Raw genomic sequence first — 23,556 nt, 5'->3', positions numbered from 1 at the left:
GGCTGACACGGTCGCGCCCGGCCCGACGATGTCGGACCGGGCGCGTGCTGCCGTACGCGCAGTCAGCGGCGGCAGAGCCGGTCGATCTCCTCCTGGAACCGGTCCATCGGGTTCGCCTCGGCGGGGCCGAGCAGGTAGGTCTTCAACTCCCGGCGGGCCTCGGTCATCGGGTCGTCACCGGCCCGGGTGACCGTCACGATCTTCTCCAACTCGCCGCAGTCCTTGGAGAGCAGGTACGCGGCCCGAGCCGTCGGGTACTCCCGGCGGAAGTCGTCCTCGGACAGGCCGGCCGGGTTGGCCACCACGTACGGCCGCTGGCTCTGCACGAAGTCGGACACCACACTGGACACGTCGCTGATCAGCAGGTCGGTCTGGTTGAAGCAGTCGAACAGCGCCGGCGTACGGCCGGTGACCACCAGGTGCGCGGTGCCGTCCAGGGAGGACGCGTCCGGGTTGCCGCCGGCGGCGCGGATCGCCCCGACGACGCGGTCGTGCACGGCCTTGGCCGCCTTGGACCGCGACCCGGTGAGCGGGTGCGGCTTGTAGATCAGACGGACCCGGGGGTTCGTGGCGAGCAGCCCCTTGACGATCCGCTCACCCATCAGCACCAGCGAGGTGTGGTACGGGTCGTCGTCGAGCCAGCCCTCCCAGGTGGGCGCGTAGAGCACGGTGAACGGCCGGTCCACCGACTCGGCGCCGAACGTGTGCACCCCGGCGAGCTGCGGCCGACCGATCTCGACGATGTCCGCGTCGAGCACACCCACTCCGGCCCGCGCGTAGCGCTCCCGACCGGCCAGGCCGGCGACCCAGACCTCGTCGTACACCTTGCTGTAGGGGTTGACGCTGGCCTGCTTGTCGCTGTCGCCGTGCCCGACGAAGACGTGCTTCGTGCCCGGCTCGCGGAGCATGTGGATGTTCGCGCCGACGTTGGCGGAGTAGAGCGCCGCGCGGATGCCACCGAGGTCGAGGTTCATGAAGTCGACACCGGTCGGTACGCAGATCACCGGCAGCCGGGTGTCGGCCAACTCCAGGAACGCCTCCCGGCTGCGCATCAGCACCACCGCGCGCTGCTGGAGCGCCTCGGTCGGGGCGAGCCACATGTTCGCCTGGTAGACGTCCTTGGCCGGGCCGGCGAAGTAGAGCGCCACCTCGGGCCGGTAGCTGTCCAGCCACCGCTGGACCGCCGGTAGCAGCGGGCTCTGCCCCGCGCCTCGACCCCGCAGCCAGGTCAGCGCGATGATGGCGCCCACCAGACCGGTCGCCACGACCGCCACCGCGGCGGCGGCGAAGAACGGCGTCGGGTCGTGCTGCACCGCGGCGGCCACGGCGGCCGGCACCAGCAGCAGGTTGAGCAGGGGCATCCGGTCACCGGCGACGGCCGCCGCCCAGGCGGGCGGCTGGGGGGCGCTGGACAGCGGACCCAGCTCGATGTTGCGCACCATGGCGGAGAGCGGGTTACGACGCTCGATCATGGTGGAGAGCGCCCCGGCGAATACCGACACGACCCACACGGCGGCCGGCAGCACCAGCAGCAGGGTCAGCTCGCCGCCGCTGAGCCGCACCTCGGCGACGACCAGCAGCACGGCGGCCAGGTCGCGGGTGAGCTGCCGGTACGACCAGTGCAGGCCCACCTTCTCCAACAGCAGCTGCGATGGCGGTGACCAGCGGGCCACGGCGAACTCGCCGAAGATGGCGGCCAACCCGGCGACGGCGAACAGGCCGACCCAGCCGAATACGCCACCGACGAGCATGACCAGGTAGGCCAGTACCAGTAGCGCACTGTGGGCGGCCACTCCGAGGCGTCCTGTCAACGTGCCGAACAAAGAGTTCGCTCCCTACGAGATTTCGTTGCGGGCGGTGCCCGTGATGGACCGACGTCACTCCCCCGTCGCGCAGCGGGTCGACGGCGGCCGGCTGCGTGTGACTGCGACCTTAACGCGAGGGGACGGCTGGGTGTCGCTCGGGTATCGCGCACCAATTCGGGCAAAGTTCGTGCCGTGCCGCGCCCGACCCCGGTACCGGGGTCGGGCGTCGTCCGGGCGCCGAGAAGCGGTCAGTCGACCCGCCGGAAGCAGATCGTCGCGCCGGGGGCCTTGCGCGTGGCGAACTCCTGGTAGCCCAGCTGGGGCGCGGTGTCGCGGGCGTACTGGTTGCCGTTGTAGACGCAGATGGTGCCCACGTCCACACGGTCCAGGGCCGGTTTCAGCTCGGCCGGTGCCGGGCTCGCGGTGCCGTCGGCGAAGTCGGCGAGCAGCAACCGGTCCTTGGCGAACTGGGAGCTGAGGTCGTACTCGACGAGGTAGAAGTCACGGGGCAGGACGACCCGGACCTCGCTGGTGACGATCGGCGTCGTACGCATGATCGTCTTCGGGGCGAGCAGCATGCCCTGCGGACGGTCCAGGCCCTTGATCCAGAACGCGATCGCCTGACGCTGCTGCGGAAGCTTCCAGGTGGGACGGGTGTGCACCTCGACCCAGCTCTTCGACGACCACATCGGGGTGGCGAACAGCGCGAACGAGGCGACCAGCAGCACCGCGAGACCGCCGGCCGCCGCGCGGCGCAGCGCCGGAGTCGGCGCCGGCACGCGCACGGTGCAGAGCAGACCGACAAGCGTCGGCAGGGCGAGCAGCCACGGCACCCGCCAGAGCACCACCGAGATGCCGCTCAACGCGCTCAGCACCTCCAGCACGCCGGGCACGAACATCACGCTCAACGCCAGGGTGGCGCCGGCGGCGAGCAGCGCGGGCGTGCGCCGACGGGCGAGCAGTGGACCGCACCACAGCGCCAGACCGCTGATCACGCCGACCACACCGAACAGCAGGGTCCGCCGGTAGGTGGACGCCGCGTCGAAGAACGCGTCGTCCGCGCCGGTCGCGGTCATCCCGCCGAGCACCAGGCGGGACACCACCAACGAGCCGATCGGGTACGCGAGGGCTGCGACCGCCGCGACGACGGCCGCCTTCCAGCGGCCGACCAGCAGCATGGCGAAGCCGGCGGCGCCGACCAGCATCGGCAGGATGATCGCCGCGGTGTTGGTGAGGCCGATCGCGGTGATCGACAGCGCCACGATGAGCAGCAGGCTGCGCCGCGAGCGGTTGTCGAACCACTCGGTCAGGTAGAGCCACATCAGCGGGATGACCGCCGAGACGAACATGCCCTTGCCCTCGTGCAGCCGGGGAAGGTGGAACGTGCCCAGGGCGGCGTCCCCGCCCGCGACGAGGTACAGGTACGCGATCGCCACGGTGAAGGCGAGCACCGGGCGACGCGGGGCCCACCGGTGCGTCAACCGCCACAGCGCCAGCGCCGCGAGCACCGCCATGATCGGCAGCAGCACGTACCAGAGGGCCGAGCTGGCGTGGATGCCGACGACGTTGGCGAACGCGCCGTCGAAGACCTCGATCGACGGGATCGGCGGCTGTGACCCCATGGGCGGCAGCACGTTCTCGGAGAAGAGGAAGTCGTTGAGCGGGATCAGGTCACGCTCGGCGATCCACACCGACTTACCGACGTAGTAGACGTCGTCCGGGGTGTTACGGGCCATGAAGAACGAGGAGATGCCGACCAACACCGACACGACCAGCGCGTACGCGGACTGGGTCGCGGTGGGCGTCGGGGCGGCCGGGGTGGACACCGGGCCGCCCAACCAGACCTGACGCAGCAACAGGATCCCGCCGACCGCCGCGAGCAGGCCGGTCACGGCCGGGATCCACCACGAGACGCGGACGCCGGTCCCGGCCAGCCCTGCGGAGACGGCGGCCACGGCGGCGGCGGCCAGCACCCCGGTCAGCAGGCGGCGGTCGACGGCGGCCGGTGCCGCCGGCACGGCGTCGGCGGGCGCGCGGCCCGGCTCGCCGTCGGCCGGGGTGGCGGCGAAACGGCGGCGGGCGCGCAGCAGGGCCACGACCGCGAGCACCACACAGGCCAGCAGCCAGATCCGGAAGGTCACCGACGGACGCAGGTCCCCCAGGAAGGCCAGGTGGTAGAGCACGGTGAAGAGCGCGAACGCGAGCACGGCGCCGTCGGTGAGCAGCGTCGGGGCGACGGCCACCAGTGCGCGTACCCGGGACAGCCCGGCGCGACCGGCGTCGGACCGGGAGGCCGGCTCGGACCGCGACGTCGGGTCCGGTTCGGCGGGCGCTACGGCGATGCTGTCGACGTTGGCCACGGGCGTCCTTACTCGTCGGGCGGATGAGAGGTGTCGGCACGGTGACGGCCGGGTGTCAAGGGGGCAGCGTAGCGGAATCGGACAGGATGACCGCTGCTACCGGCGGCCGAGTGTCGGTCGCTGGTCAACCCGGTGCCGGGGCCGCCCGGGGTCGCGGCAGCACGCTGTCGGCGCCGAGCCCGGCGGCCACGGATTCGACCAGGTTGTCGAGGTAGCCGTCGGTGAGCGGGAGACGGGCGATGGCGAGCCGCCAGTAGAGCGGGCCCACGATGAGGTCGACGGCGGCGTCCAGCTCGGTGTCGGCGGGCAGTTCGCCACGCTGCACGGCACGGGTGACCAGGCGACCGCCGATCTCCTGCTGCCGGGCGTGCAGCACCTGACGCAGGGTCACGTCGATGCTGGGGTTGCGGGCGGCCTCGGCCAGCAGGTCCGGGATGATCTGCGACGCCAGCGGGTGACGGAGCGCGTGGGCCACCGCCTGGAACAACAGCGTGAGATCACCGCGCAGGGTGCCGGTGTCCAGTGCGGGCAGCTTGCCGTGCGCCGCCGCGGCGACGATCTCCAGCACGAGATCGAGCTTCGAGCTCCACCGACGGTAGATCGCCGTCTTGCTCACGCCGGCCCGCCGGGCCACCGCCTCGATGGAGAGCCGGCCGTAGCCGACCGCGGCGAGCTCCTGCATCAGGGCGCGACGGATCGCCGTGGTGATCTCGTCGCGCAGCACCGCCGCTCCGGCCGGGGCCCGCCTCTTTTCGGTGGTCATCGAGGGCTCTTATCGCAGGTCACGCCGGACAGCGTAGCGCAACGACGGTACGGTTGCGTCCCGACGTGTTTCGGACTACTGTCCACGCAGCGACGAGGCGGCGCCCCGCGCACATGTCCCACTAGGATTCGATCGTCGCGAGCAACCCCGTCTGCACGAAAGATCGGAGCGCCATTTCCATGGCCACCACCGCGCTGGTCGACCCCGACACGGGCCTGACCCAGGCGCAGCTGGCCGCTCGGCACGGGCTACGGGTCGCCGGTGAGCGCCCCAGCCTCGTCGAGTACAGCCGCCGACTATGGGCCTACCGGCACTTCATCGCCGCGTACGCCAACGCCAAGCTCGTCGCCTCGTACAGCAACGCCAAGCTGGGTCAGCTCTGGCAGGTGCTCACCCCGCTCACCAACGCGGCGGTCTACTACCTGATCTTCGGGGTGGTGCTGGCACAGAACAGCATCCCGAACTTCATCGCCTACCTGACCACCGGGTTGTTCATCTTCAACTTCACCCAGAGCGCGGTCCTGGCCGGCACCCAGTCGATCAGCAGCAACCTGGGGCTGATCCGGGCGCTGCACTTCCCCCGGGCCAGCCTGCCGCTGTCCACCACGATGACCCAGTTCCAGCAACTGCTGGCCTCGATGGTGGTGCTGATCGGCATCGTGCTGGTCACCGGCGAGCCGCTCACCTGGGAGTGGTTGCTGCTGGTGCCGGCCCTGCTGCTCCAGGCGGGGTTCAACGCGGGTGTGGTGCTGCTGGTGGCCCGCCTCGGCGCCAAGTCGACCGACCTGAAGCAGGTCATGCCGTTCATCATGCGGACCTGGATGTACGGCTCGGGCGTCCTGTACAGCGTCAGCCTCTTCGACCGGCTGCCCGGCTGGGCGACGACGCTGGTGCAGTTCAACCCGCTGCTGGTCTACATCGAGCTGGCGCGCTACACGCTGCTGGAGGAGGCACCGCTGCTCAACGAGTCGCTGACCCAGCTCTGGCTGGTCGGCGCCGGTTGGGCGCTGGTGGCCGGCATCGGCGGTTTCATCTACTTCTGGCGCGGCGAACAGGAGTACGGCCGTGGTTGAGCACTTCGACGCCGCCCCCGAGGCGAGCGCGACGATGACCCGGACGCAGGAGCGCATCCCGACCGTGGTCGTGGACGACGCGCACATCATCTACCGGGTGCACCAGGGCGCCGCCGGTGGCACCACGCCGGTGGCCGCGCTGCGCCGGCTGGTCAAGCGCACCCACGCGCCGAACGTCCGGGAGGTGCACGCGGTCAAGGGGGTCTCCTTCACCGCGTACCGGGGCGAGGCGATCGGGCTGATCGGCAGCAACGGCTCCGGCAAGTCGACCATCCTGCGGGCCATCGCCGGCCTGTTGCCGGTCAACCGGGGCGCCATCCACACCCAGGGGCAGCCGTCGCTGCTGGGCGTGAACGCCGCGCTGCTCAACGACCTCTCCGGGGAGCGCAACGTCGTCCTCGGCTGCCTGGCCATGGGCATGCACCCCGACGAGGTGGCCAAGCAGGCCGCGGGGATCATCGACTTCTCCGGGATCAACGAGCGGGGTGACTTCGCCAGCCTGCCGATGCGGACGTACTCGTCCGGCATGGCCGCCCGGCTGCGGTTCTCCATCGCCGCCGCCAAGAAGCACGACGTGCTGCTCATCGACGAGGCGCTCGCCACCGGCGACAAGGGCTTCCGCAAGCGCAGCGAACAGCGGGTGCGGGAGTTGCGCGAGGGCGCGGGAACGGTGTTCCTGGTCAGCCACCAGCTCTCCTCCGTCCGGGACACCTGCGAACGGACGATCTGGCTGGAATCGGGCCTCATCCGGATGGACGGCCCCACCGACGAGGTCATCCGGGCGTACGAGGCGTACGCGAACAGCAAGTAGAGTTCCGGCGAACGTCCGGCATCGACACGGCACCTGAGGACCGCGTCGCCCACGTTGGGGCGACGCGGTCCGCGCGTTAAGGTTCATTCCGTCGCCGCTCGGGCGGAACCTTCCGTTAACGCATCCCTGAGAGTGAGGATCCGGCAATGACGCAGGACCAGACCACTGGCCCGGACGCCGAAGCGGAGACCCCGACGCCGTGGCGGCCCGCGCGGACAGTGGCGGTGGTCCTGGCCGGAGGCACCGGGACCCGGCTGGGCCTGGGCATCCCGAAGCAGCTGCTGAAGATCGCCGGTAAGCCGATCATCGAGCACACCCTGGCGGTCTTCGAGGCGGCACCGGAGATCGACGAGATCATCGTGCTGATGGCCACCGGCCACGTCGAGGACGCCCAGCAGATCGTCGAGAAGGCCGGCCTGCGCAAGGTCACCAAGGTGATCGAGGGTGGCGACACCCGCAACGCCACCACCCGGATCGCTCTGGACGCGGTCGGCCCGGAAGACTGCAACATCCTCTTCCACGACGCGGTACGCCCGCTGCTCAGCGGCCGGATCGTCCGCGAGTGCGTGAACGCGCTCTGGACCTACGACGCCGTGGACGTGGCCATCCCCTCGGCGGACACGATCATCCAGGTCGACGACAACGACTGCATCACCGACATTCCGGTGCGCTCGCGGCTGCGCCGGGGCCAGACCCCGCAGGCGTTCCGCTCCCCGACCATCCGGGAGGCGTACCGGATCGCCGAGGACGACCCGGACTTCGCCGCCACCGACGACTGCGGTGTGGTGCTGCGCTACCTGCCCGGCACCCCGATCAAGGTGATCGACGGCTCGGACGAGAACATCAAGGTCACCCACCCGGTCGACGTGCACCTCGCGGACAAGCTCTTCCAGCTCGCCGCGGCGCAGGCGCCCCGGCTGACCGACCACCGCAGCTACAGCGAGGAGCTGACCGGCCGCACCATCGTGGTGTTCGGCGGCAGCTACGGCATCGGCCACGAGCTGACCGAGCTGGCCCGACGCTACGGCGCCCAGGTCTTCCCGTTCAGCCGGTCCAGCACCGGCACCCACGTGGAGCGCGCCGAGGACGTCGAGGCCGCGCTGACGACCGCCTTCGAGGCCACCGGCCGGATCGACCACGTCGTGGTCACCGCCGGCATCCTGGAGAAGGGCGCCCTCGCCGAGATGGACGAGGAGACCATGGACCGACTGCTCCAGGTCAACTTCGTCGGCCCGGTGACCATCGCCCGCCAGGCCCTGCCGTACCTGCAGCAGACCAAGGGCCAGCTGCTGCTCTACACCTCCAGCTCGTACACCCGGGGTCGGGCCCGCTACGCGCTCTACTCGGCCACCAAGGCCGCACTGGTCAACCTCACTCAGGCGCTCGCCGACGAGTGGGCCGACGTCGGCGTGCGCGTCAACTGCATCAACCCGGAGCGCACCGCCACCCCGATGCGGACGCGGGCCTTCGGCGAGGAGCCGGAGCACACCCTGCTCGCCGCGGAGGCCGTCGCCCAGTCGTCGCTGGACGTGCTGATCTCCGACCTGACCGGTCAGGTGATCGACGTACGCCGGGCGCCCGGTGACGGGCCCACGCCGAGCGTGCCGGCCCAGTCCGGGCCGGGTCGGGTCGAGGCGCCGGCCGGCGCCGCGTCCCCGAACTGACGCCGACGGCTGCGGAACCACGAACGGAGCGACATGCGCGGCGACCTGGTCCGAAAGCTGGCCGCTCGGTGCCTGAGCACCGGGTTGGCCGTGCTGGCCTTTGTCGTGCTGGCGCTCAGCGGCGCCACCGGTTGGGGGCTGGCGCTGGCCGTCGCCGCGGTGGCCGCCGCAGCCGCCGAACAGCGGATCCGGCCCGGCGCCGACCTGGTGGCGGAGACGACGCTGATCGCCGCCGCGATCCTGGTCGGTTACTCCCGGCGGCTCGACGACGGGCTCGACCTCGCGCTGGTCGCCACCGGGCTGGTCCTGCTGGGGCTGGTGCTGCTGGTGGGGCCGCTGCGCACCGCCGGCAACCTGGAGATCCGGGCGGCCAACCTGCCGGTACGCGCCTGGACGGCGCTGGTCGCCGGCCGGCTCGGCACGGCCCTGCTCGGGCTGCTCGCCGCCCTGGCGCTCGCCGCCGCGCTCGCCCTGCCGGCCGGTGTGGCGCTGGCCGCCAGCCTGCTGGTCGGGGCGGGCGCCGGTGTGGTCGCACTGGACCTGGCCCGGCGGCGGTTCCGGCCGGGGGCCGGTGGCGGGCCGGTGGGCGCTGCCCTGCGCCGGCACCAGCCGGAGTTCCTGCTCTACTTCTCCGCGCCTCCCGGATCGGAATACCAGGTCACCATGTGGCTGCCGTATCTGGAACGGATCGGCCGGCCGTTTCTGGTGCTGGTGCGGGAGCCGGAGTTCCTGGCGCCGATCGCGGCGGCCACCGACGCGCCGGTCATCTACTGCCCCACCCTGCGGGCGATGGACGAGGCGTTGGTGCCGAGCCTACGGGTGGCGTTCTACGTCAACCACGGGGCGAAGAACAGCCACTGCGTCCGGTTCACCCAGCTCACCCACATCCAGCTGCACCACGGCGACAGCGACAAGGCGCCGAGCGCCAACCCGGTGTCGGGGATCTTCGACCGGATCTTCGTGGCCGGGCAGGCGGCGATCGACAGGTACGCCCGCGCCGGGGTGCAGATCCCGGCGGACAAGTTCGTGGTGGTGGGTCGCCCCCAGGTCGAGTCGATCGAGGTACGCCCGGAGCCGGCGCGGGGGTTGGCACACCCCACGGTGCTGTACACCCCGACCTGGACCGGGCACCACGCCGACGCCGACTACTGCTCGTTGCCGGTGGCCGAGGGGTTGCTGCGCCGGCTGCTGGAGCGCGGCGCGACGGTGATCCTGCGGGCCCACCCGTACACCGCGCAGAACCCGGCGTCGGCCCGCCAACTGGGCCGCCTGACCGAACTGCTCGTCGCCGACCGGGCCCGCACCGGCCGTCAGCACGTGGTGGGCGCGGCGGCTCGGGAGCTGAGCCTGACCGAGTGCGTCAACTCCGCCGACGCGCTGGTCTCCGACGTGTCCGGAGTGATCTCCGACTTCCTCTACTCCGGCAAGCCGTACGCGGTCACCGACATGGGCGACGAGGGCGACCGGTTCGTGCGGCGTTTCCCGCTGGCCGGGTCGGGTTACGTGCTGCGCCGGGACATGTCCAACGTGGACGAGGTGCTGACCGCGCTACTGGACACCGACCCGCTGGCCGAGGCGCGCTGGGCCACCCGCCGCCGCTACCTGGGCGACTTCCCGGCCGACTCGTACGCGGAGGCGTTCCTGACCGCCGCCCGTCGGGAGTTGACGCCCGCGCGGACCCTGACCGCGTCCGCGCCGGCGTAACCATTCAGCGGTACGGGTCGAGCAGCTCCAGCACCGCCGCCGGGTCCTCCACGTGCGCGTTGTGCCCGAGACCGGGCAGCGTGGCGACCGGCACGCCGTACTCCTTGAGCTGCTCGTCGGTGACCATCGGGTCGTTCTCCCCGCGCGCCAGCACCACCGGCACGTCGGTCGCCGCCAGCAGCGCCGCCAGGTCGGGCTCGCCGACCGCGAAGGCGGTCGGGTCCATGGCGAGCCGCCAGCGGCCGTCGACCTGGCGCAGCCCGGCATCCACCACGGGGTGATCGGGTGGGACCAGCCCGGCCAGGCCGGACACGCGCAGGTAGCGACGAGCCGCCTCGGTGCGGCTGGCGAACCAGCTCACCGGGCGGGCGGCGACCTCGGCGGCCCGGGTCAGCTCCGCGGGCGACCAGAGCGCCTTGATGCCCAGCCCGACCACGGCGTCGACCGGGGTTCCGGCGTCGCGGGCGGCCAGCGCCAGACCCACCACCCCACCCAGCGAGTGCCCGAGCACGACGATCCGGTCGTCGGGGGCGAGGGCCTGCGCGATCCGCTCGGCGAGGCCCGCGAACGAGTACGACGGCAGCGGTGGCGCCCAGCCGTGGCCGGCGAGGTCCGGTGCCAGCCATCGTCCGGGCCAGTGCTGCTCGAGGTGCGGCGCCCAGGGCAGCCACACGTCACCGGTCGCCCCCATGCCGTGCAGCAGCAACAGGACCGGCCTACGGCCGCCGTGACCACCCGATTTCTCCACCACGGCCGCAGTCTCCCATGGTTCACGGCCGGGTACGAGAGTCGTCCTGCGCGCCGCCCCGGGACTTGAAGATCCACTGTGGAGTGGGTGCCCTGACTCGTCGACGAAGACGCCGCGGGCGCCGGCTCCTCGTGGGAGACGGCGCCCGCGGCGGTCAGCGTGCCCGGGTCAGGCGGAGTAGCCCCGGCTGGTGATCCAGTTGGCCAGGTCGATGGTGGTGATCCAGTACGACGGGTCGGCCGGGTTCGCCGAGTCGGCGATCCGCACGGTACGACCGTTGTCCTTGTAGCCCACGACGGCGATGTAGTGCCCGCCGCCGTACGAGTGCCAGCCGCCGTCGGTGTCGGTGGCGTCCCCGACGACGTTGGCCACGACGCCCCGGCCGTCGGTGATGGCCTCCACGACGTCGGCCTGGAGCCGGTCCATCTGCGCCGGGCTGGGCGCGCTGGGGAACATCCGGGTCTGGTACGGGGAACCCTTCACCTCGGCGTTGAGCACCCGGGTGGTGTCCTCGGCCGAGTTGGTGCCCATCTCGGTGGTGCCCAGCTCGGCGCCGAGCTCCTCCTGGGTGCGGTCGATGCCGGCGGCGCTGAGCGCGTTCCGGGTGGCCGCCGGTCCGCAGTTGTAGTAGGTGTTCTGCGCCTCGTAGTCGTAGTCGAGCACCTTGGTCGCGGGCGGCTTCGGTCGCTCCGGCTTGCGGGTCAGGTCCGGGTTGGCCTTGGCGGCGGGCGACGCGGCGGTGGTGGCCGGGGCGGCCGTGGTCGGCGCTGCGCTGGCCGAGGGGGACGCGTCCCGAACCTCGCCGCGGGAGGCGGCGACGTCGCTGCGCATCTCGGCGACCGTGGTCGCGGTGCGCTGCCCGGCCGGGGCGTCGTCGGCTGTGGTGAGCAGGGCGCCGGTGGTGGTGGCGATCGCGAGGGCCGCGGCGGAGGCGGCGACGATCTGGTACGGGCGCTCGGTGGCGAGGCGGCGGAGCTGACGCTTCAGGGTGTGCTTCACGGGGTCCTCCACGGATCGGGGGGAGAGCGGCACACCGGGGCCGGACCGGTATCCGGGCAGGCGCCAGCGCACGGACCGTGGTCCGCGGATGGTGAACCGCTCAGGGGAACGCCCGGCGCGGCCGGGCGGGAAGGGCGATGACCCGGGGGGTCAGCTCACCGTCGCTCGACGAATGAGCGGGTGCACCGCCACGCCGTGGAGGCGAAGGAACAACCGAGGGGTGGAAAGGTGCTGCACGAGGATGGGACTCCTTCCGACGCCGCCTACCGGGTTAGCTGACGGATTCGGGCGGGAAGATCGCCCTACCGCGGGCCGTGGCTCGCGGATTCACCCCGGACTTACTGGTGGGTCCCCGGTTCGTTGAACACGATTAAGCGGGTCGATGCGGCGTCGCGTCTTGCGATCGGTTACCGCACCGGACGGGACGACACTACTGGTGTCTGTGCGCCCTGCCAAGCCAGGTTCACCTGCGTAAACCTCAATTGGCGCGACAATTTCTGCGCGTATTGCCGATGATGCGACTCGATGGGACAACCGGTTACGGTGACGCCTGCGGGCGACAACCGGACAGGTCGCAGAGAACGGGACCGCAATCGCGGGAACAATGACGCCGCCCGCGCCGGACGTCCGATTTCGCAATGGCGTGACCGGCCTCACATCACGGATCGGGCTCAACTCACCCGGGCCGGGCGCCACCGTGCCACGACGGCGGGACGCAACGCGCCGGCCACCTTCCGGCGGGCGGGCACCGGAGTCGGGCGCAGCCGGGCCGCCGCCGCGTACGCCTCCTCGGCGAGGATACGAGCCGACTCGGCGGCCAGCTCCGCGTCGCGCCAGGCGGCCCGCTCACGGCTCGCGGCCACCTGGTAGTCGGCCAGCCGCGCATCCCGGATCACCCGGCTGATCAGCACCTCCTGCTCGACCGGGTGTCGGCGGGGATCCCAGCCGTGCCGGTGGCCGAACACGTCGCCGAGCTGCGCCATGGTCAGGTCGCCCCGCCAGTACGCGGCCATCGCGGCGCGGTGCAGGTAGCGCTCCCGGGCGGCGTACTCGGCAGGGGTGTGCGGGGTCTGCGGGGTGGGCAACGCCCCCGCGCCCGCGAACCGACGCGCGGCGGTGTCCGCCTCGTCGTAGCCGGCCCAGGCCAGTTCCATCCGCTCCTGAGCGGTCAGCCAGGCGGCGCGTCGCCGCCGGGCGGTGGTGGCCGCGCCGGCCGCGGCGACGGCCACTTCCTCGGCGTAGCGGCGCAGGTCGACAGCCTCGGCCGCGGCCACCTCCCGAGCGGTGGGCGCACTCGGGGGCGGGTCGTCCGTGGGCCGGTCCCGATCGGGACGGGCCACCAGCACGGTGAGCAGGCCCAGGGTCAGCAGGATCAGGGTGGACCAGATGGCGGCGGCCTGCGGCACCTCGGAAACGAACTGGTAGAAGACGACGGTCTCCATGGTCGGCACCTCGAAAGGAAAGCAGTGCGATGGGCCGCACCGGCCAGCGGGCCCACGGCGGGCCACGGGTCGGTGGGGTCGGAGCGGGTGGGTCGACAGGGCGCGGCGACGGGACGGTCGTCCCGGTGGCTCAGCGCCCGGGTGGACCCCGGGGTGCCTGACTGCTCGCGGGGTCGACGAGGGGCAGCCGGTCAGACTCGACCGCACCGACCGGCAACACGCCGGCCACGACGGTGCCCTGGTCGGCGGGGAGCGCCGCCGGCGCGTCGACCGATGGTGCCGGGGCGGCCCGCTCGGCGGCGACCGGTGGGATCACCGGGGCGGACCGGGCGGTGCCCTGCGCCCCGGTGTGCCGGCTGGACGCCGCCAGCGGCCCGGCAGCAACGAAGAAGGCAGGCACCGCGCTCGGGGTGGAGGTCGCGCTCGGGGCGGGCGCCGCGGCCGTTGCCGGGCCCGCGCCGAGCGTCAGGGCCGCGACGACGGCGAGGCTGGTCAGCACCCGGGTCGCCCAGCGCGCCACCCACCACAGCGGACAGGTGAACGCGACCGGGAGCACGTCCCCACGCTACCGTCGCACCGACCCGCGCGCACCGACCACGGGCGTGTCGGAGCACGCCGCGCCGACCCCGTTGACCAGGGTGGACGCTGTCAGCGCGAGTCGACGTAGGTTGCTCGACCGCGAGCCTGGCCGACCTCGTCGGCGGGGCCGGTGGCCCCGGCCTGGGCGTCCCGTGCGTCGTCGTTGCCGGCGGCCTGCGAACCAGCCGTGCGTTGCCGGGGAACGGGCGCCGGGCGGGCCGGGCGGCGCGGCGCGAGGCGGCGCATCATCGGGGTCTCCACGAAGCGGTGCAGCAGCCCGGCGAGGACCAGGTTCACCAGCAGGAAGCCGAGCACCACGGCCGGGCCGCGCCAGCCGGTGAAGCCGGTCCCCCAGTCCCCGCTCCAGCGCAGCACGCTCGTCATCACCAACACGTGCACCAGGTAGAAGGCGAACGAGACCTCACCGAGCCACACCAGCGGCCGGGACCGCCACGGTGAGCGCCGACCCCGCACGTCCGCGTCCGCGGCGGCGGCGATCACCAGCAGGTACGCGACCGCGAGCAGGGTGGTCCACAGCTCGGCCCGGATCCACTGCGCGGCCACCACCCAGGTGACCAGGAAGATCCCGCTCGCCACGGCCAGACCGGGACCGCGCCAGAGGCCCCGGCGCATCAGCTCGGCCGCCACCGCGCCCAACCAGAACTCCAGTGACCGTACCGGCGGGAAGATCTGGGTGAACCACCAGCGACTCACCTCCGGCACCAACTCCTGGGCCGGCCAGAGCGCGAGGATCAGCAGCGGCAGAGCGACGACCAGCGCCCAGAGCAGCTTCGGCCGGGCCCGGCGCAGCAGCGGCAGCGCCAGCGGCAGGCAGAGGTAGAAGAAGAACTCGCAGGAGAGCGACCAGCTGACGGTGTTGAGGCTGTAGAACCAACCCGGCCGGGGATCCCAGGCCTGCAACAGCACCAGGTTCTCCAGCGCGGCCGCCGGTAGCACCGGATCCGCGAACCACGCGGCGACCACCAGCGTGGCCGCCCACAACACCAGGTGGTTCGGGTAAATCTTGGCGAACCGTCGCCGCCAGAAGGTACGCCGTGAGTCCCCCACGCGGGCCGACCAGACCAGCACGAAACCGCTGAGGATGAAGAAGAACTGCACCCCGGAGAGGCCGAGGGTGAACAGCGCGTCGACCACCGCCTTGTAGTCCGGCTCCGCGATGATCCGCATCGTCCCGGCGTGGAAACCGAAGACCAGCAGGGCGGCGATCCAGCGCAGCCCGGTCAGCGAGGGCAGCCGGGGCGGGGCGGTCACGGGCCCGGCGGACACCGCGGCGGTGCTCGTCATGCCGGGATCCCGACGTTCGGCAGGGTCACCAGCACGGTCGTATCCTCCTCGGCGCGGCGTCGGACGGCGCGACGGCGACGCCCGCGACGGCCCAGCAGGGCCGCACCGAGGCACCCTATCGGGTCGTTAACCTTCCGCTGGGCGGGAGTTCAGCGACTCCACCATCGGCGGCAACGTCAGGTTTCGGGGCCGGCCACCCGGGTCGTCGAAGGTGGCGGACGTGGTCAATGAGCCGACGCACGCACCGCTGCTGAGCATCGTCGTGCCCGTGTACGGCGTCGAGGCGTACCTGTACCAGTGCCTCGAGTCGATTCGGGCCGACGTCCCGGCGGGCGAGTCGGCCGCGGTCGAGCTGATCGCCGTCGACGACGCGTCCCCGGACGGCTGCGGCGACATGCTCCGCTCGTACGCGGCGGGCCGCGACGGCGTCCGCGTCGTGCACCTGAGCAGCAACGTGGGTCTGGGGCTGGCCCGCAACGCCGGGCTAGACGTGGCCACCGGCCGGTACGTCTGGTTCGTCGACAGCGACGACTGGTTGCCACCGGGCACGATCGCGGCGGTGCTGGACCGGCTGCGCCAGCACCAGCCCGACGTGCTGATGCTGGACCACCTGCGGGTGCACGAGGACGGCCGACGCGAGGTCGACGCGAGCAGTCACCTGCTGCGCGGCATCTCCGGCGTGACCCGCCTCGCCGACCAGCCGCAGCTGCTGCGGGTGCAGCACACCGCCTGGAACAAGGTGGTGCGCCGGGACTTCATGGACGAGCTGGACCTGCGCTTCTTTCCCGGCTGGTACGAGGACATCCCGTTCAGCCACCCGCTGCTGATCGGGGCCGAGAAGGTCTCGGTGCTGGACCGGGTCTGCTACCTGTACCGGCAGGGTCGGCAGGGAGCGATCACCTCCACCCGCAGCGGCCGGCACTTCGACGCCTTCACCCAGTACGAGCGGCTGATGGACTGGGTGGCGCGCCGGCACCCGGACGAGCGGTTGCAGGCCGAGCTGTTCGAGCTGATGATCAGCCACTACCTGGTGGTGGTGGGCAACGACGGGCGGCTGCACCCACACCTGCGGCGGGACTTCTTCCACCGCGCCGCCGCGCACTACCGTCGGTACCTGCCGGCCGGCGGCTACCCGCTGCCGCCGGGCGTGACCGGGCTGAAGCACCGCCTCGTCGGGCGGGGTGACTGGCTGGCGTACTCGGCGCTGCGCCAGGCCCACCGGGTCGCTGGCCGGCTGCGTCGGCCTGGCACGGTGGGCGGCGTCGACACCGGTTCACTCGCCGCCGACGAGGACCCCGGCCGAGCGGGGGCCGCCACGACGGTGCGCGACGGTGGGCTCGCGCCCGAGCGGCGCGACGCGCTGACCGGTGGCCGCCTGCCGTGATCGACCCCGACGCACACCACGCCGGGGGCCGGGTCGGCTCCCGGCGCCCTGGTTTTCCAGGTTGTCCGCCCGCCGGGCGGACGACGACAGCACCACCGCACTCCGGTGCGGACGTACCTGAGCAGAGGTCGGAATGACGGCGACAATCAAGATCGGACCGCACGCGGTCGGTGCCGGCGAGCGACCGTTCGTGGTCGCCGAGATGTCCGGAAACCACAACGGCGATCTGTCCCGGGCGCTGGCCATCGTCGACGCGGTGGCCGAGAGCGGCGCGCACGCGCTCAAGCTCCAGACGTACCGGCCCGACACGATCACCATCGACGTCGACACCCCGGCCTTCCGGATCTCCAGCGGGCACGAGCTGTGGGGCGGGGAGAACCTGTACCGCCTCTACGAGCGCGCGCACACCCCGTACGAGTGGCACGCCCCGATCTTCGAGCGGGCCCGCGAGCGTGGCCTGACCGTCTTCTCGTCGCCGTTCGACGCGACCGCCGTGGAGCTGCTGGAGTCGCTGGACGCGCCCGCGTACAAGATCGCCTCGTCGGAGCTGGTCGACCTGCCGCTGATCCGCCTGGTGGCCAGCACCGGCAAGCCGATGGTGATCTCCACCGGCATGGCGACGGTTGCCGAGATCGACGCCGCGGTACGCACCGCGCGCGACGGCGGCGCGGCGGGCATCGTGCTGCTGGCCTGCACCGCGTCCTACCCGGCGCCGCCGGCGGACAGCAACCTGCGCCGGCTGCCGGTGCTGGCCGGCGCGTTCGACGTGCCGGTCGGGCTCTCCGACCACACGCCCGGCATCGGGGTGGCGGTCGCCTCGGTGGCGCTCGGCGCCTGCTTCATCGAGAAGCACGTGACGCTGGACCGGGCCGACGGCGGCGTGGACTCGGACTTCTCGCTGAACCCGGCGGAGCTCACCGCCCTGGTCGCCGAGTCGGGACGCGCGTACGCGGCACTGGGCGGCACCGCGATCGGCCCGACCCCCGCCGAGCAGGAGGGGCTGCGGTTCCGCCGTTCCTTGTTCGTGGTCGCCGACGTTCGGGCCGGCGACCCGGTGACCGCGGACAATGTCCGCTCGATCCGCCCGGCCGGCGGGCTGGCCCCCGTGGAGATCGACCGGGTGCTCGGCCGCACGTTCGCCACCGACGTCCCGCGCGGCACTCCGCTGAGCTGGGACCTGATCTGACCCGTCCGGGCTGCCGGGCTGCCGGGCTTTCCGGACTGTGCCGGGACGGCCGCCCCACGCAGCAACCCGGTAGAGCAGTGCTGAACGCCTGTCGAGCTGCCCCAGAAATGGGGCGGCTCGACAGGCGTTCGGCCTACCGGCAAGGCAGGCGGCTGCCCCAGAAATAGGGCAGCTCGACAGGCGTTCGGCCTACCGACGACGCAGGCGGCTGCCCCAGAAACGGGGCAGCTCGACAGGGCACCCACCACACGAGGCGGCTACCGACCGGCGGCAGCTTCCCGCAGGTCCTGGTGCCGAGGTGGCAGGGCGGGAGCGAGCGCCGGGGCGGGGGCGAAGCCGACGGTGACGACCAGGTCGGCCATCGTGAGGGTCCGCCAGACCGCCGATCCGTCGGCCGGCGTGCCCAGGCCGTGACGCCGCCACCAGGCCGCGACCGGCACGTCGGTCAGCTTGCAGCAGCACTCGGCGCGAGTCCACCGCGCCCAGAAGTCCTGCACCCCGAACCGGCGGGCCAGGGCCGGCGGCACCGCGGCGTTCGCGCGCTCCGCGTCGATCGCCACCCGCCACCCGGGCGTCGGCGGGCCGTACCAGCCGACACACCGGCCGTCGTCGAGGTGGCTGCGGGTCACCGCGTCGGCCAGGTCGGCGGGGGCGCCGACGCGCAGGTGCCGCTCGGCGGCGGCGAGCAGCCCCGGCACCGGACGGGGCCGGAGCAGCCGGTCCAGGTCAGATGGAGGCGGCACCGTCCACCACGATGACCTGGCCGTTGATGTTGGTGTGCTCCCGCAGCAGCATCCGCACCACAGGTGTGACCTCCACCGGCTCGGTCAGGTGACCGGTCGGGGTGCGGCGCACGATCTGGTCGAGCTGGGTCGGGCCGAGCACGGCGGACATCTCCGAGGCGAAGAAACCGGGCGCGACCGAGTTGACCAGCATCCGCCCGCCCAACTCCCGGGCCAGGGAACGGGTGGCGGCGTCCATGCCGCCCTTGGTGGCCGAGTACGCGACGAGGCCCGGGAAGCCGCGCTGCCCGCAGATCGAGGTGATGTTGACGATCCGCCCGCGCAAACCCTTGGCGAGCATCCGGCGGATCACCAACCGGGTCAGTTGCAGCGGGGCGGTCAGGTTGGTCTCGATGATCCGGGCGATGTCGTCGCTGGAGGTGTGCGCGTGCAGCGAGTCCTGCCCCATCGCGGCGTTGTTGACGATGCCGTCGATCGGGCCGAGGCGCTGCTCGACCTCACGGACGAAGCTCTGCGCGGCGCGCAGGTCGGTGACGTCCACCGAGCCGACGTGCACCCGGTCGGGGTGTTCGGCGGCAAGCTTCTCCAGCTCCGGGGTGATGGTCCGGGCGAACGCGGCCACCCGTACGCCCGCGTCGAGCAGGTCGGTGACGATGGCCAGGCCCAGCCCACGGGAACCGCCGGAGACGAGGACCACGGAGCTGGGCGGGACGAGCTGGGTGTCGACGGGCTCAGACATCGCTCTTCAGGGTCTCCTTGACGGGAATGTCGGTCAGGACGCGGATGCGACGTGGCACCGCGTGCTCGGGAAGCCGGTCTGCGCACCAGCGGACCAACGCGGCCTCGTCGGGCACACCGGTGTCGGCGGGCGCCGGCCCGGACGGGTCGGCGGGGGTGAGGACCACCTCGGCGACCACCATCCGCCCGAGCACCGGGGCACGGCGCCCGGTCACCCGGGCCCAGGCCACCGCCGGATGCCCGGCCAGCACGCCGCGAACCACGCCGGCGGACACCTTGCTGCCGCCCACGTTGATCTCGTCGGAGTCCAGTCGACCGGTGATCAGCACCCGGCCGTCGAGCACCTGCACCCGGTCCCCGGTGCGGATCGGACCGGCCAGACCGACACCGTGGTACGGCGACGTGACCACCAACTCGTCATCCCGGACGGAGAGCGTCGGCCGGCCCGGGGTCTCCCGGTCCAGCCAGTCGACCGGGAACCCGGCCCGTCCGTCATGCACCACGATGGACGCCCCCACCTCGGAGGACGCGTAGATCCAGGAGATCCGGGCCGTCGGGAAGACCTCCCGCAGCTGGTCCAGGATCGCCTGGTCCACCGGCTCTCCGCCAAGGGTGATCTGGCGCAGCGGCACCCGGGCCAGCGCGTCCGCGTCGCGGTAGAGGCTGCGGCGCCAGAAGGTCGGGGTGCCGGAGGCCGCATCGACGCCGTGCGCCGCCGCGACGGTCGGCCAGTCGTCCAACTCGTCGGGCTCGACCACCACGAGATGCTGACCGGGCTGGGTCAGCGACAGGGTCACCACCTGCCACCAGGCGTACGTGCCGGGGGCGTACGGGCACAGCCAGGTCCGGTCGGGCTGGTCGGCCCGCACCGTGGTCAGCGTGTCGAGGGTGTGTCCGACCCGCTTCGGACGCCCGGTCGAGCCCGAGGTCAGCAGCCAGAGCCGACCGGGCTCGCCGGCGCGCGGCCGGGCCGGGGCGTCGGGGTGCACGCCGTCGTCGTCGAGGACGCTGACGGTGAACCCGGCCTCCAGCAGCTCCGTACGCATCGCCGCGTCGACCCGACTCGCGGTGCTGAGCAACAGTTCGGTGCCGTGCGCGGCGTGCTGCCGCGCGGCGGTGAGCGCGTGCAACGCGGAGTGGGCAAGCACGGCCGCCGGATCGGGCAGGTCAGGCGTTGGCAGCGAGCGCCAGGTCAGCGCGGCGCCACCGACGACGAGGCGGTTGTCCACACCGGCCGGCTCCGGGTGCGCGGCGGCCCGGTCGCGCGACGTCGCGACGGTCACTGGTGCTGAAGCTCGACGAGGAAGTCGAGCACGTCCCCGACGGTGGCGATGCGACGCAGGCCGGGGGCGTCGAAGTTGAGCTCCTCCCCCGTCTCGTCCTCCACCCGCAGGGCCAACTCGGAGAAGTCGAGCGACCGGAAGCCGATCTCCCGCAACTGCGCCGCGTCGTCCGCGGGCAGCTCCTTGTCCTGGTTCTTGAGCACCTGAGCCATGAGGTCGCGGATCTGCGCGCGACTCAATTCGTTCATGCGCCGCAGTCTACAACCCACGGAATGGATATCTGATTTCCCGGTGGGCCCGGGTAAGGTGCCCAGACCCGACGAGTTCAGCTAGGAAAGCGAGACGCAGGTGCTGCGCGAAGCGACGGCGGACGACGTTCATCTGATGTTGTCCTGGCGTAATCAGGAAACCAATCGACAGGTCAGCAAGACCAGTCACGAGATCACCAAGGAGGAGCACACCCGGTGGTGGTCGGCGGTCCGCGACGACCCGTCCCGGCGGGTGCTGATGTACGTCCGCGACGACCTGCCCTGCGGTGTGGTCACCTTCTTCGACCTGCGCCTGGACGGACCCCGCACCGGCGCGTGGGGCTTCTATCTGGACGCCGACGGGCTGGACCTGCGGGGCGAGACGCTGCCCGCCTGGCTGGGGGTCATGCGGGAGGCCGTCGAGTACGCCTTCGACGGGCTGCACCTGGACCGACTCGACGGCGAAGTGCTCGGCCACAATACCGTCGTACGGCAGATGAACCGGCGTTTCCGATTCGTCGAGGGCACCCCGAGACAGGAGCTGTCCGACGGTCGGGAAATCACCGTCATCCCGATTTCCCTGGCTCGGGCGGACCGCCGTCAGCGCTGATTGTCGGGCACTTCTCCGCAATGGACGTAAACCATTAACCGGCCATGCCCCCGGTGGACATCCGCCGTTCACGAATAGCGGCGTCCACCGGAGCGGGGCGGGTCAGATCCGCCGCCACGCCGCCCAGTGCTGCGCCTGGTTGCCGCCGAGCCGGACGAAGCCGTACGCCGCGCCGTCCCAGTCGTCGGCCTGCCCGGGTGCCCACCGCACGAAGACCACCTGCGCCGCGGCCGGCGGCTGCCCGTCGCCGAACCACCGGACGTCGGTCCAGGTCACCTGGTGACTGAGGTTGAACCGGAGGATGTACGGCACGCCGGTCGAGGCCCACACCCGCTCGCCGGGGCGTACGCCGACGTCGGCCACCTGAGGCGTCGGCGTGGCGCTCGCGACGAACGGCCGCACGATCCGTTGCTCGATCACCTGCATCGTGACGAGGTTGACCACCACGAGGGCACCGAGGATCGGCAGCCGCAGCCGGGGCAGCAACGCGGCGCCGACGAGCAGGAGACAGCCGGCGACGCCGACCAGCGTCCCGGTCACCGGCCGCAGTTCCCGCCACCCCCCGGTCAACACCATCAACTCCGGCGCGCTGAACCCGCCGTAGCGCAGCGAGTGCCCCTGAGCGGCCACGTACGCGAGCCGGACGGCGATGACCGTGCCGCCGACGACCAGCAGGGCCACCGCGACGGCCGCCCGCCGCACCACCACCCGGCGGCCGGCGGTGAACAGCACCCCCAGCCCGACCAGCAGCCAGAACGGCGCCAGCATCTGCACGTAGCGGCCGTAGATCGCGTCCAGCGGCTTGCCGGTGATGCCGGCCAGGATCACCGACGAGCCGCCGGCGACTCCGACGGTCACCACCAGCGCCACGCCCAGCGTCCAGCGGGCAGGGTCGCCGTGGCGTGGGCGCCACAGCTCGCGGACGGCGGCGGCCCAGGCCACCCCCGCCAACCCGAAGGTGATCACTACGAGGTACCAGAGCTGGGTGGTGACGGCAGCGCCGGCACGGACCACACCCTGGACGGAGGCGACCGCCTCGATCGTGCTGCCGCCGGGGGTGTTGCCCAGCAGGTACACCCTGCTGCCGAGGTACCGGATGGCGGCCTCGTTGACGAGTGCCATCGCGAGCACCGGCAGCAGCGCCGCGAGCACCACGGGCGGGTTGATCCGGCGGCGGACGAACAGCAGCAGGACCAACCCGGCGTGCACCGCCACGATCACCAGGCCGCGGGAGTGCAGCAGGTGGAAGCCGCCGACGAGCAGGCCGACGGTGGCCGCGGCGAGCGCACCGGGCCGGGTGATCCAGCGGTGCACGGCGAGCAGCCAGGCGACCACCAGCGGCGCCATCACCGCGTCGATCATGGCGACGCCCGCGTAGAAGACGGTGGCCGGCAGGGTCGCCGCCACGACCGCGCCGAGCAGCGCGTACGACCGACGCAACGTGAACAGCCGGCGCCCCAGCAGGTACGCCAGCGGCAGCAGCGCCGAGTTGACCATCGCGTTGATCAGCTGGACGATCCGGTAGCTGTCGCCGAAGTCCCGGTCCCCGAGGAACGCCGGCGAGATCAGCATCGGGTAGCCGACCCGGCGCAACAGCTCGTTCTCGCTGCTGAAGCCGCCCGGCCCGCCGGCCAGCGCGCGGGCGGTGTTGAGGTAGCTGTCCTCGTCGGTGTGCGCGATCGGCAGCACGATGTGCCGGGACAACCACATCCGCCAGGCCACACCGAGCACCCAGCCGACGACCAGCAGCAACGGCACCAGCCAACGCCGGGCGGGCGCGCCGCTCGACGTCCCGGCCACCACCACCGGCCGGTCGATCACGTCACTACCGGGTGCCATCAACGCCTCCAGAGTTGCCTGCCGACCGGGCCCGCGCGGATCCGACGGGCCCGTCGGCCCACGTGTGTGACGGTCGGGGCGGCCCGCTCGCGCCGAGCTGGTGGGATGTCGGGCGAACGCGGAAGCCGGCTGCGCGTAGGGCCGCCGGGTCGTTCGCGCGGTCACTGTAGCGGCCCGATCCGGCCAGGTCAGCCCACATCCCGTTCGGTCGGAAGTGTTCGCCTACCCGGTGCCCGGCATTCACGGGAGCAGAGGTTGTGGTTCACCCGCGA

The 23,556-nt window shown here is 72.2% G+C and carries 20 protein-coding genes and 1 riboswitch; of the genes, 7 read left to right on the top strand and 13 right to left on the bottom strand.

Going from position 1 to position 23,556, the window contains the following annotated elements:
* Positions 1–62: 62 nt before the first annotated feature.
* The 3 genes from AB0J33_RS13560 to AB0J33_RS13550 all read right to left on the bottom strand — a co-directional run bounded on the left by AB0J33_RS13560 (position 63) and on the right by AB0J33_RS13550 (position 4,928).
* A complete protein-coding gene (locus AB0J33_RS13560) occupies positions 63–1,823 on the bottom strand; it encodes a CDP-glycerol glycerophosphotransferase family protein (protein WP_363613130.1) in 1,761 nt (586 codons plus the stop codon).
* A gap of 230 nt (positions 1,824–2,053) precedes the next feature.
* A complete protein-coding gene (locus AB0J33_RS13555; protein WP_363613128.1) occupies positions 2,054–4,165 on the bottom strand; it encodes a DUF6077 domain-containing protein in 2,112 nt (703 codons plus the stop codon).
* Positions 4,166–4,289: 124 nt separating this feature from the next.
* Complete coding sequence (locus AB0J33_RS13550) at positions 4,290–4,928, bottom strand: TetR/AcrR family transcriptional regulator (RefSeq protein ID WP_363613126.1); 639 nt, start codon at positions 4,926–4,928, stop codon at positions 4,290–4,292.
* Between the two features lie 179 nt (positions 4,929–5,107).
* Between AB0J33_RS13550 and AB0J33_RS13545 the strand changes: the two genes are divergently transcribed.
* From AB0J33_RS13545 to AB0J33_RS13530, 4 genes are all read left to right on the top strand, one after another.
* Positions 5,108–6,001: an ABC transporter permease gene (locus AB0J33_RS13545; RefSeq protein WP_363613124.1), complete on the top strand. Its 894-nt coding sequence runs from the start codon at positions 5,108–5,110 to the stop codon at positions 5,999–6,001.
* 34 nt (positions 6,002–6,035) lie between these two features.
* A complete protein-coding gene (locus AB0J33_RS13540; protein ID WP_363613211.1) occupies positions 6,036–6,812 on the top strand; it encodes an ABC transporter ATP-binding protein in 777 nt (258 codons plus the stop codon).
* 146 nt (positions 6,813–6,958) lie between these two features.
* Positions 6,959–8,476 (top strand): bifunctional cytidylyltransferase/SDR family oxidoreductase, encoded by a 1,518-nt coding sequence (locus tag AB0J33_RS13535; protein WP_363613122.1) that lies wholly within the window; start codon positions 6,959–6,961, stop codon positions 8,474–8,476.
* A 33-nt stretch (positions 8,477–8,509) separates the two neighbouring features.
* The gene (locus AB0J33_RS13530) at positions 8,510–10,180 is read left to right on the top strand and encodes a CDP-glycerol glycerophosphotransferase family protein (RefSeq protein WP_363613120.1); all 1,671 of its coding nucleotides are present in this window, start codon (positions 8,510–8,512) and stop codon (positions 10,178–10,180) included.
* 4 nt (positions 10,181–10,184) lie between these two features.
* Here the strand turns inward: AB0J33_RS13530 and AB0J33_RS13525 are convergent, their stop codons facing one another.
* The 5 genes from AB0J33_RS13525 to AB0J33_RS13505 form a co-directional block, all read right to left on the bottom strand.
* Entirely contained in the window at positions 10,185–10,931 is a 747-nt protein-coding gene (locus AB0J33_RS13525) for an alpha/beta fold hydrolase (protein WP_363613118.1), read from the bottom strand.
* A 165-nt stretch (positions 10,932–11,096) separates the two neighbouring features.
* Positions 11,097–11,939 carry a C39 family peptidase gene (locus AB0J33_RS13520; protein WP_363613117.1) on the bottom strand — a complete coding sequence of 281 codons (843 nt, stop codon included), beginning with the start codon at positions 11,937–11,939 and terminating at the stop codon, positions 11,097–11,099.
* Between the two features lie 233 nt (positions 11,940–12,172).
* Positions 12,173–12,314: riboswitch (cyclic di-AMP (ydaO/yuaA leader) on the bottom strand.
* A gap of 284 nt (positions 12,315–12,598) precedes the next feature.
* The gene (locus AB0J33_RS13515) at positions 12,599–13,369 is read right to left on the bottom strand and encodes a hypothetical protein (RefSeq protein WP_363613116.1); all 771 of its coding nucleotides are present in this window, start codon (positions 13,367–13,369) and stop codon (positions 12,599–12,601) included.
* A 130-nt stretch (positions 13,370–13,499) separates the two neighbouring features.
* A complete protein-coding gene (locus AB0J33_RS13510) occupies positions 13,500–13,925 on the bottom strand; it encodes a hypothetical protein (RefSeq protein ID WP_363613114.1) in 426 nt (141 codons plus the stop codon).
* A 92-nt stretch (positions 13,926–14,017) separates the two neighbouring features.
* Positions 14,018–15,253, bottom strand: a complete 1,236-nt coding sequence (locus AB0J33_RS13505) for an acyltransferase (protein ID WP_363613112.1) — start codon at positions 15,251–15,253, stop codon at positions 14,018–14,020.
* Between the two features lie 220 nt (positions 15,254–15,473).
* Between AB0J33_RS13505 and AB0J33_RS13500 the strand changes: the two genes are divergently transcribed.
* Together AB0J33_RS13500 and pseI are read left to right on the top strand one after the other, a co-directional pair.
* Positions 15,474–16,637 (top strand): glycosyltransferase, encoded by a 1,164-nt coding sequence (locus AB0J33_RS13500; protein ID WP_363613110.1) that lies wholly within the window; start codon positions 15,474–15,476, stop codon positions 16,635–16,637.
* Positions 16,638–16,770: 133 nt separating this feature from the next.
* The gene (pseI, locus tag AB0J33_RS13495) at positions 16,771–17,823 is read left to right on the top strand and encodes a pseudaminic acid synthase (protein WP_363613108.1); all 1,053 of its coding nucleotides are present in this window, start codon (positions 16,771–16,773) and stop codon (positions 17,821–17,823) included.
* 257 nt (positions 17,824–18,080) lie between these two features.
* On the opposite strand, the gene AB0J33_RS13490 is transcribed toward pseI, so the two are convergent.
* Genes AB0J33_RS13490 through AB0J33_RS13475 form a run of 4 tightly spaced genes read right to left on the bottom strand, consistent with a single transcriptional unit; the run spans position 18,081 to position 20,835 of the window.
* On the bottom strand, positions 18,081–18,566 hold the full coding sequence (locus AB0J33_RS13490) for a hypothetical protein (RefSeq protein WP_363613106.1): 486 nt from the start codon (positions 18,564–18,566) through the stop codon (positions 18,081–18,083).
* On the bottom strand, positions 18,550–19,305 hold the full coding sequence (locus AB0J33_RS13485) for an SDR family NAD(P)-dependent oxidoreductase (RefSeq protein WP_363613104.1): 756 nt from the start codon (positions 19,303–19,305) through the stop codon (positions 18,550–18,552). The genes AB0J33_RS13490 and AB0J33_RS13485 overlap by 17 nt, the downstream gene beginning before the upstream one ends.
* The gene (locus AB0J33_RS13480; RefSeq protein WP_363613102.1) at positions 19,298–20,587 is read right to left on the bottom strand and encodes an AMP-binding protein; all 1,290 of its coding nucleotides are present in this window, start codon (positions 20,585–20,587) and stop codon (positions 19,298–19,300) included. Before AB0J33_RS13480 ends, AB0J33_RS13485 begins: the two co-directional genes overlap by 8 nt.
* Complete coding sequence (locus tag AB0J33_RS13475) at positions 20,584–20,835, bottom strand: acyl carrier protein (protein WP_091401397.1); 252 nt, start codon at positions 20,833–20,835, stop codon at positions 20,584–20,586. The genes AB0J33_RS13480 and AB0J33_RS13475 overlap by 4 nt, the downstream gene beginning before the upstream one ends.
* Before the next feature lie 100 nt (positions 20,836–20,935).
* Between AB0J33_RS13475 and AB0J33_RS13470 the strand changes: the two genes are divergently transcribed.
* The gene (locus tag AB0J33_RS13470; protein ID WP_363613100.1) at positions 20,936–21,445 is read left to right on the top strand and encodes a GNAT family N-acetyltransferase; all 510 of its coding nucleotides are present in this window, start codon (positions 20,936–20,938) and stop codon (positions 21,443–21,445) included.
* A gap of 102 nt (positions 21,446–21,547) precedes the next feature.
* On the opposite strand, the gene AB0J33_RS13465 is transcribed toward AB0J33_RS13470, so the two are convergent.
* Entirely contained in the window at positions 21,548–23,284 is a 1,737-nt protein-coding gene (locus AB0J33_RS13465) for a hypothetical protein (protein WP_363613097.1), read from the bottom strand.
* Between the last annotated feature and the right edge of the window lie 272 nt (positions 23,285–23,556).

It is taken from the genome of Micromonospora sp. NPDC049645 (genome assembly GCF_040675155.1).
GTDB lineage: Bacteria > Actinomycetota > Actinomycetes > Mycobacteriales > Micromonosporaceae > Micromonospora.
The sequence above is the reverse complement of the archived record's forward strand: the minus strand, read 5'-3'. Positions and strand labels throughout refer to the sequence as shown.

Coding starts and splice junctions, on each gene's coding strand:
- AB0J33_RS13550 (WP_363613126.1), bottom strand. CDS start 4,928: ATGACCACCGAAAAGAGGCGGGCCCCGGCCGGAGCGGCGGTGCTGCGC.
- AB0J33_RS13545 (WP_363613124.1), top strand. CDS start 5,108: ATGGCCACCACCGCGCTGGTCGACCCCGACACGGGCCTGACCCAGGCG.
- AB0J33_RS13540 (WP_363613211.1), top strand. CDS start 6,036: ATGACCCGGACGCAGGAGCGCATCCCGACCGTGGTCGTGGACGACGCG.
- AB0J33_RS13535 (WP_363613122.1), top strand. CDS start 6,959: ATGACGCAGGACCAGACCACTGGCCCGGACGCCGAAGCGGAGACCCCG.
- AB0J33_RS13530 (WP_363613120.1), top strand. CDS start 8,510: ATGCGCGGCGACCTGGTCCGAAAGCTGGCCGCTCGGTGCCTGAGCACC.
- AB0J33_RS13515 (WP_363613116.1), bottom strand. CDS start 13,369: ATGGAGACCGTCGTCTTCTACCAGTTCGTTTCCGAGGTGCCGCAGGCC.
- AB0J33_RS13505 (WP_363613112.1), bottom strand. CDS start 15,253: ATGACGAGCACCGCCGCGGTGTCCGCCGGGCCCGTGACCGCCCCGCCC.
- pseI (WP_363613108.1), top strand. CDS start 16,771: ATGACGGCGACAATCAAGATCGGACCGCACGCGGTCGGTGCCGGCGAG.
- AB0J33_RS13485 (WP_363613104.1), bottom strand. CDS start 19,305: ATGTCTGAGCCCGTCGACACCCAGCTCGTCCCGCCCAGCTCCGTGGTC.
- AB0J33_RS13475 (WP_091401397.1), bottom strand. CDS start 20,835: ATGAACGAATTGAGTCGCGCGCAGATCCGCGACCTCATGGCTCAGGTG.
- AB0J33_RS13465 (WP_363613097.1), bottom strand. CDS start 23,284: ATGGCACCCGGTAGTGACGTGATCGACCGGCCGGTGGTGGTGGCCGGG.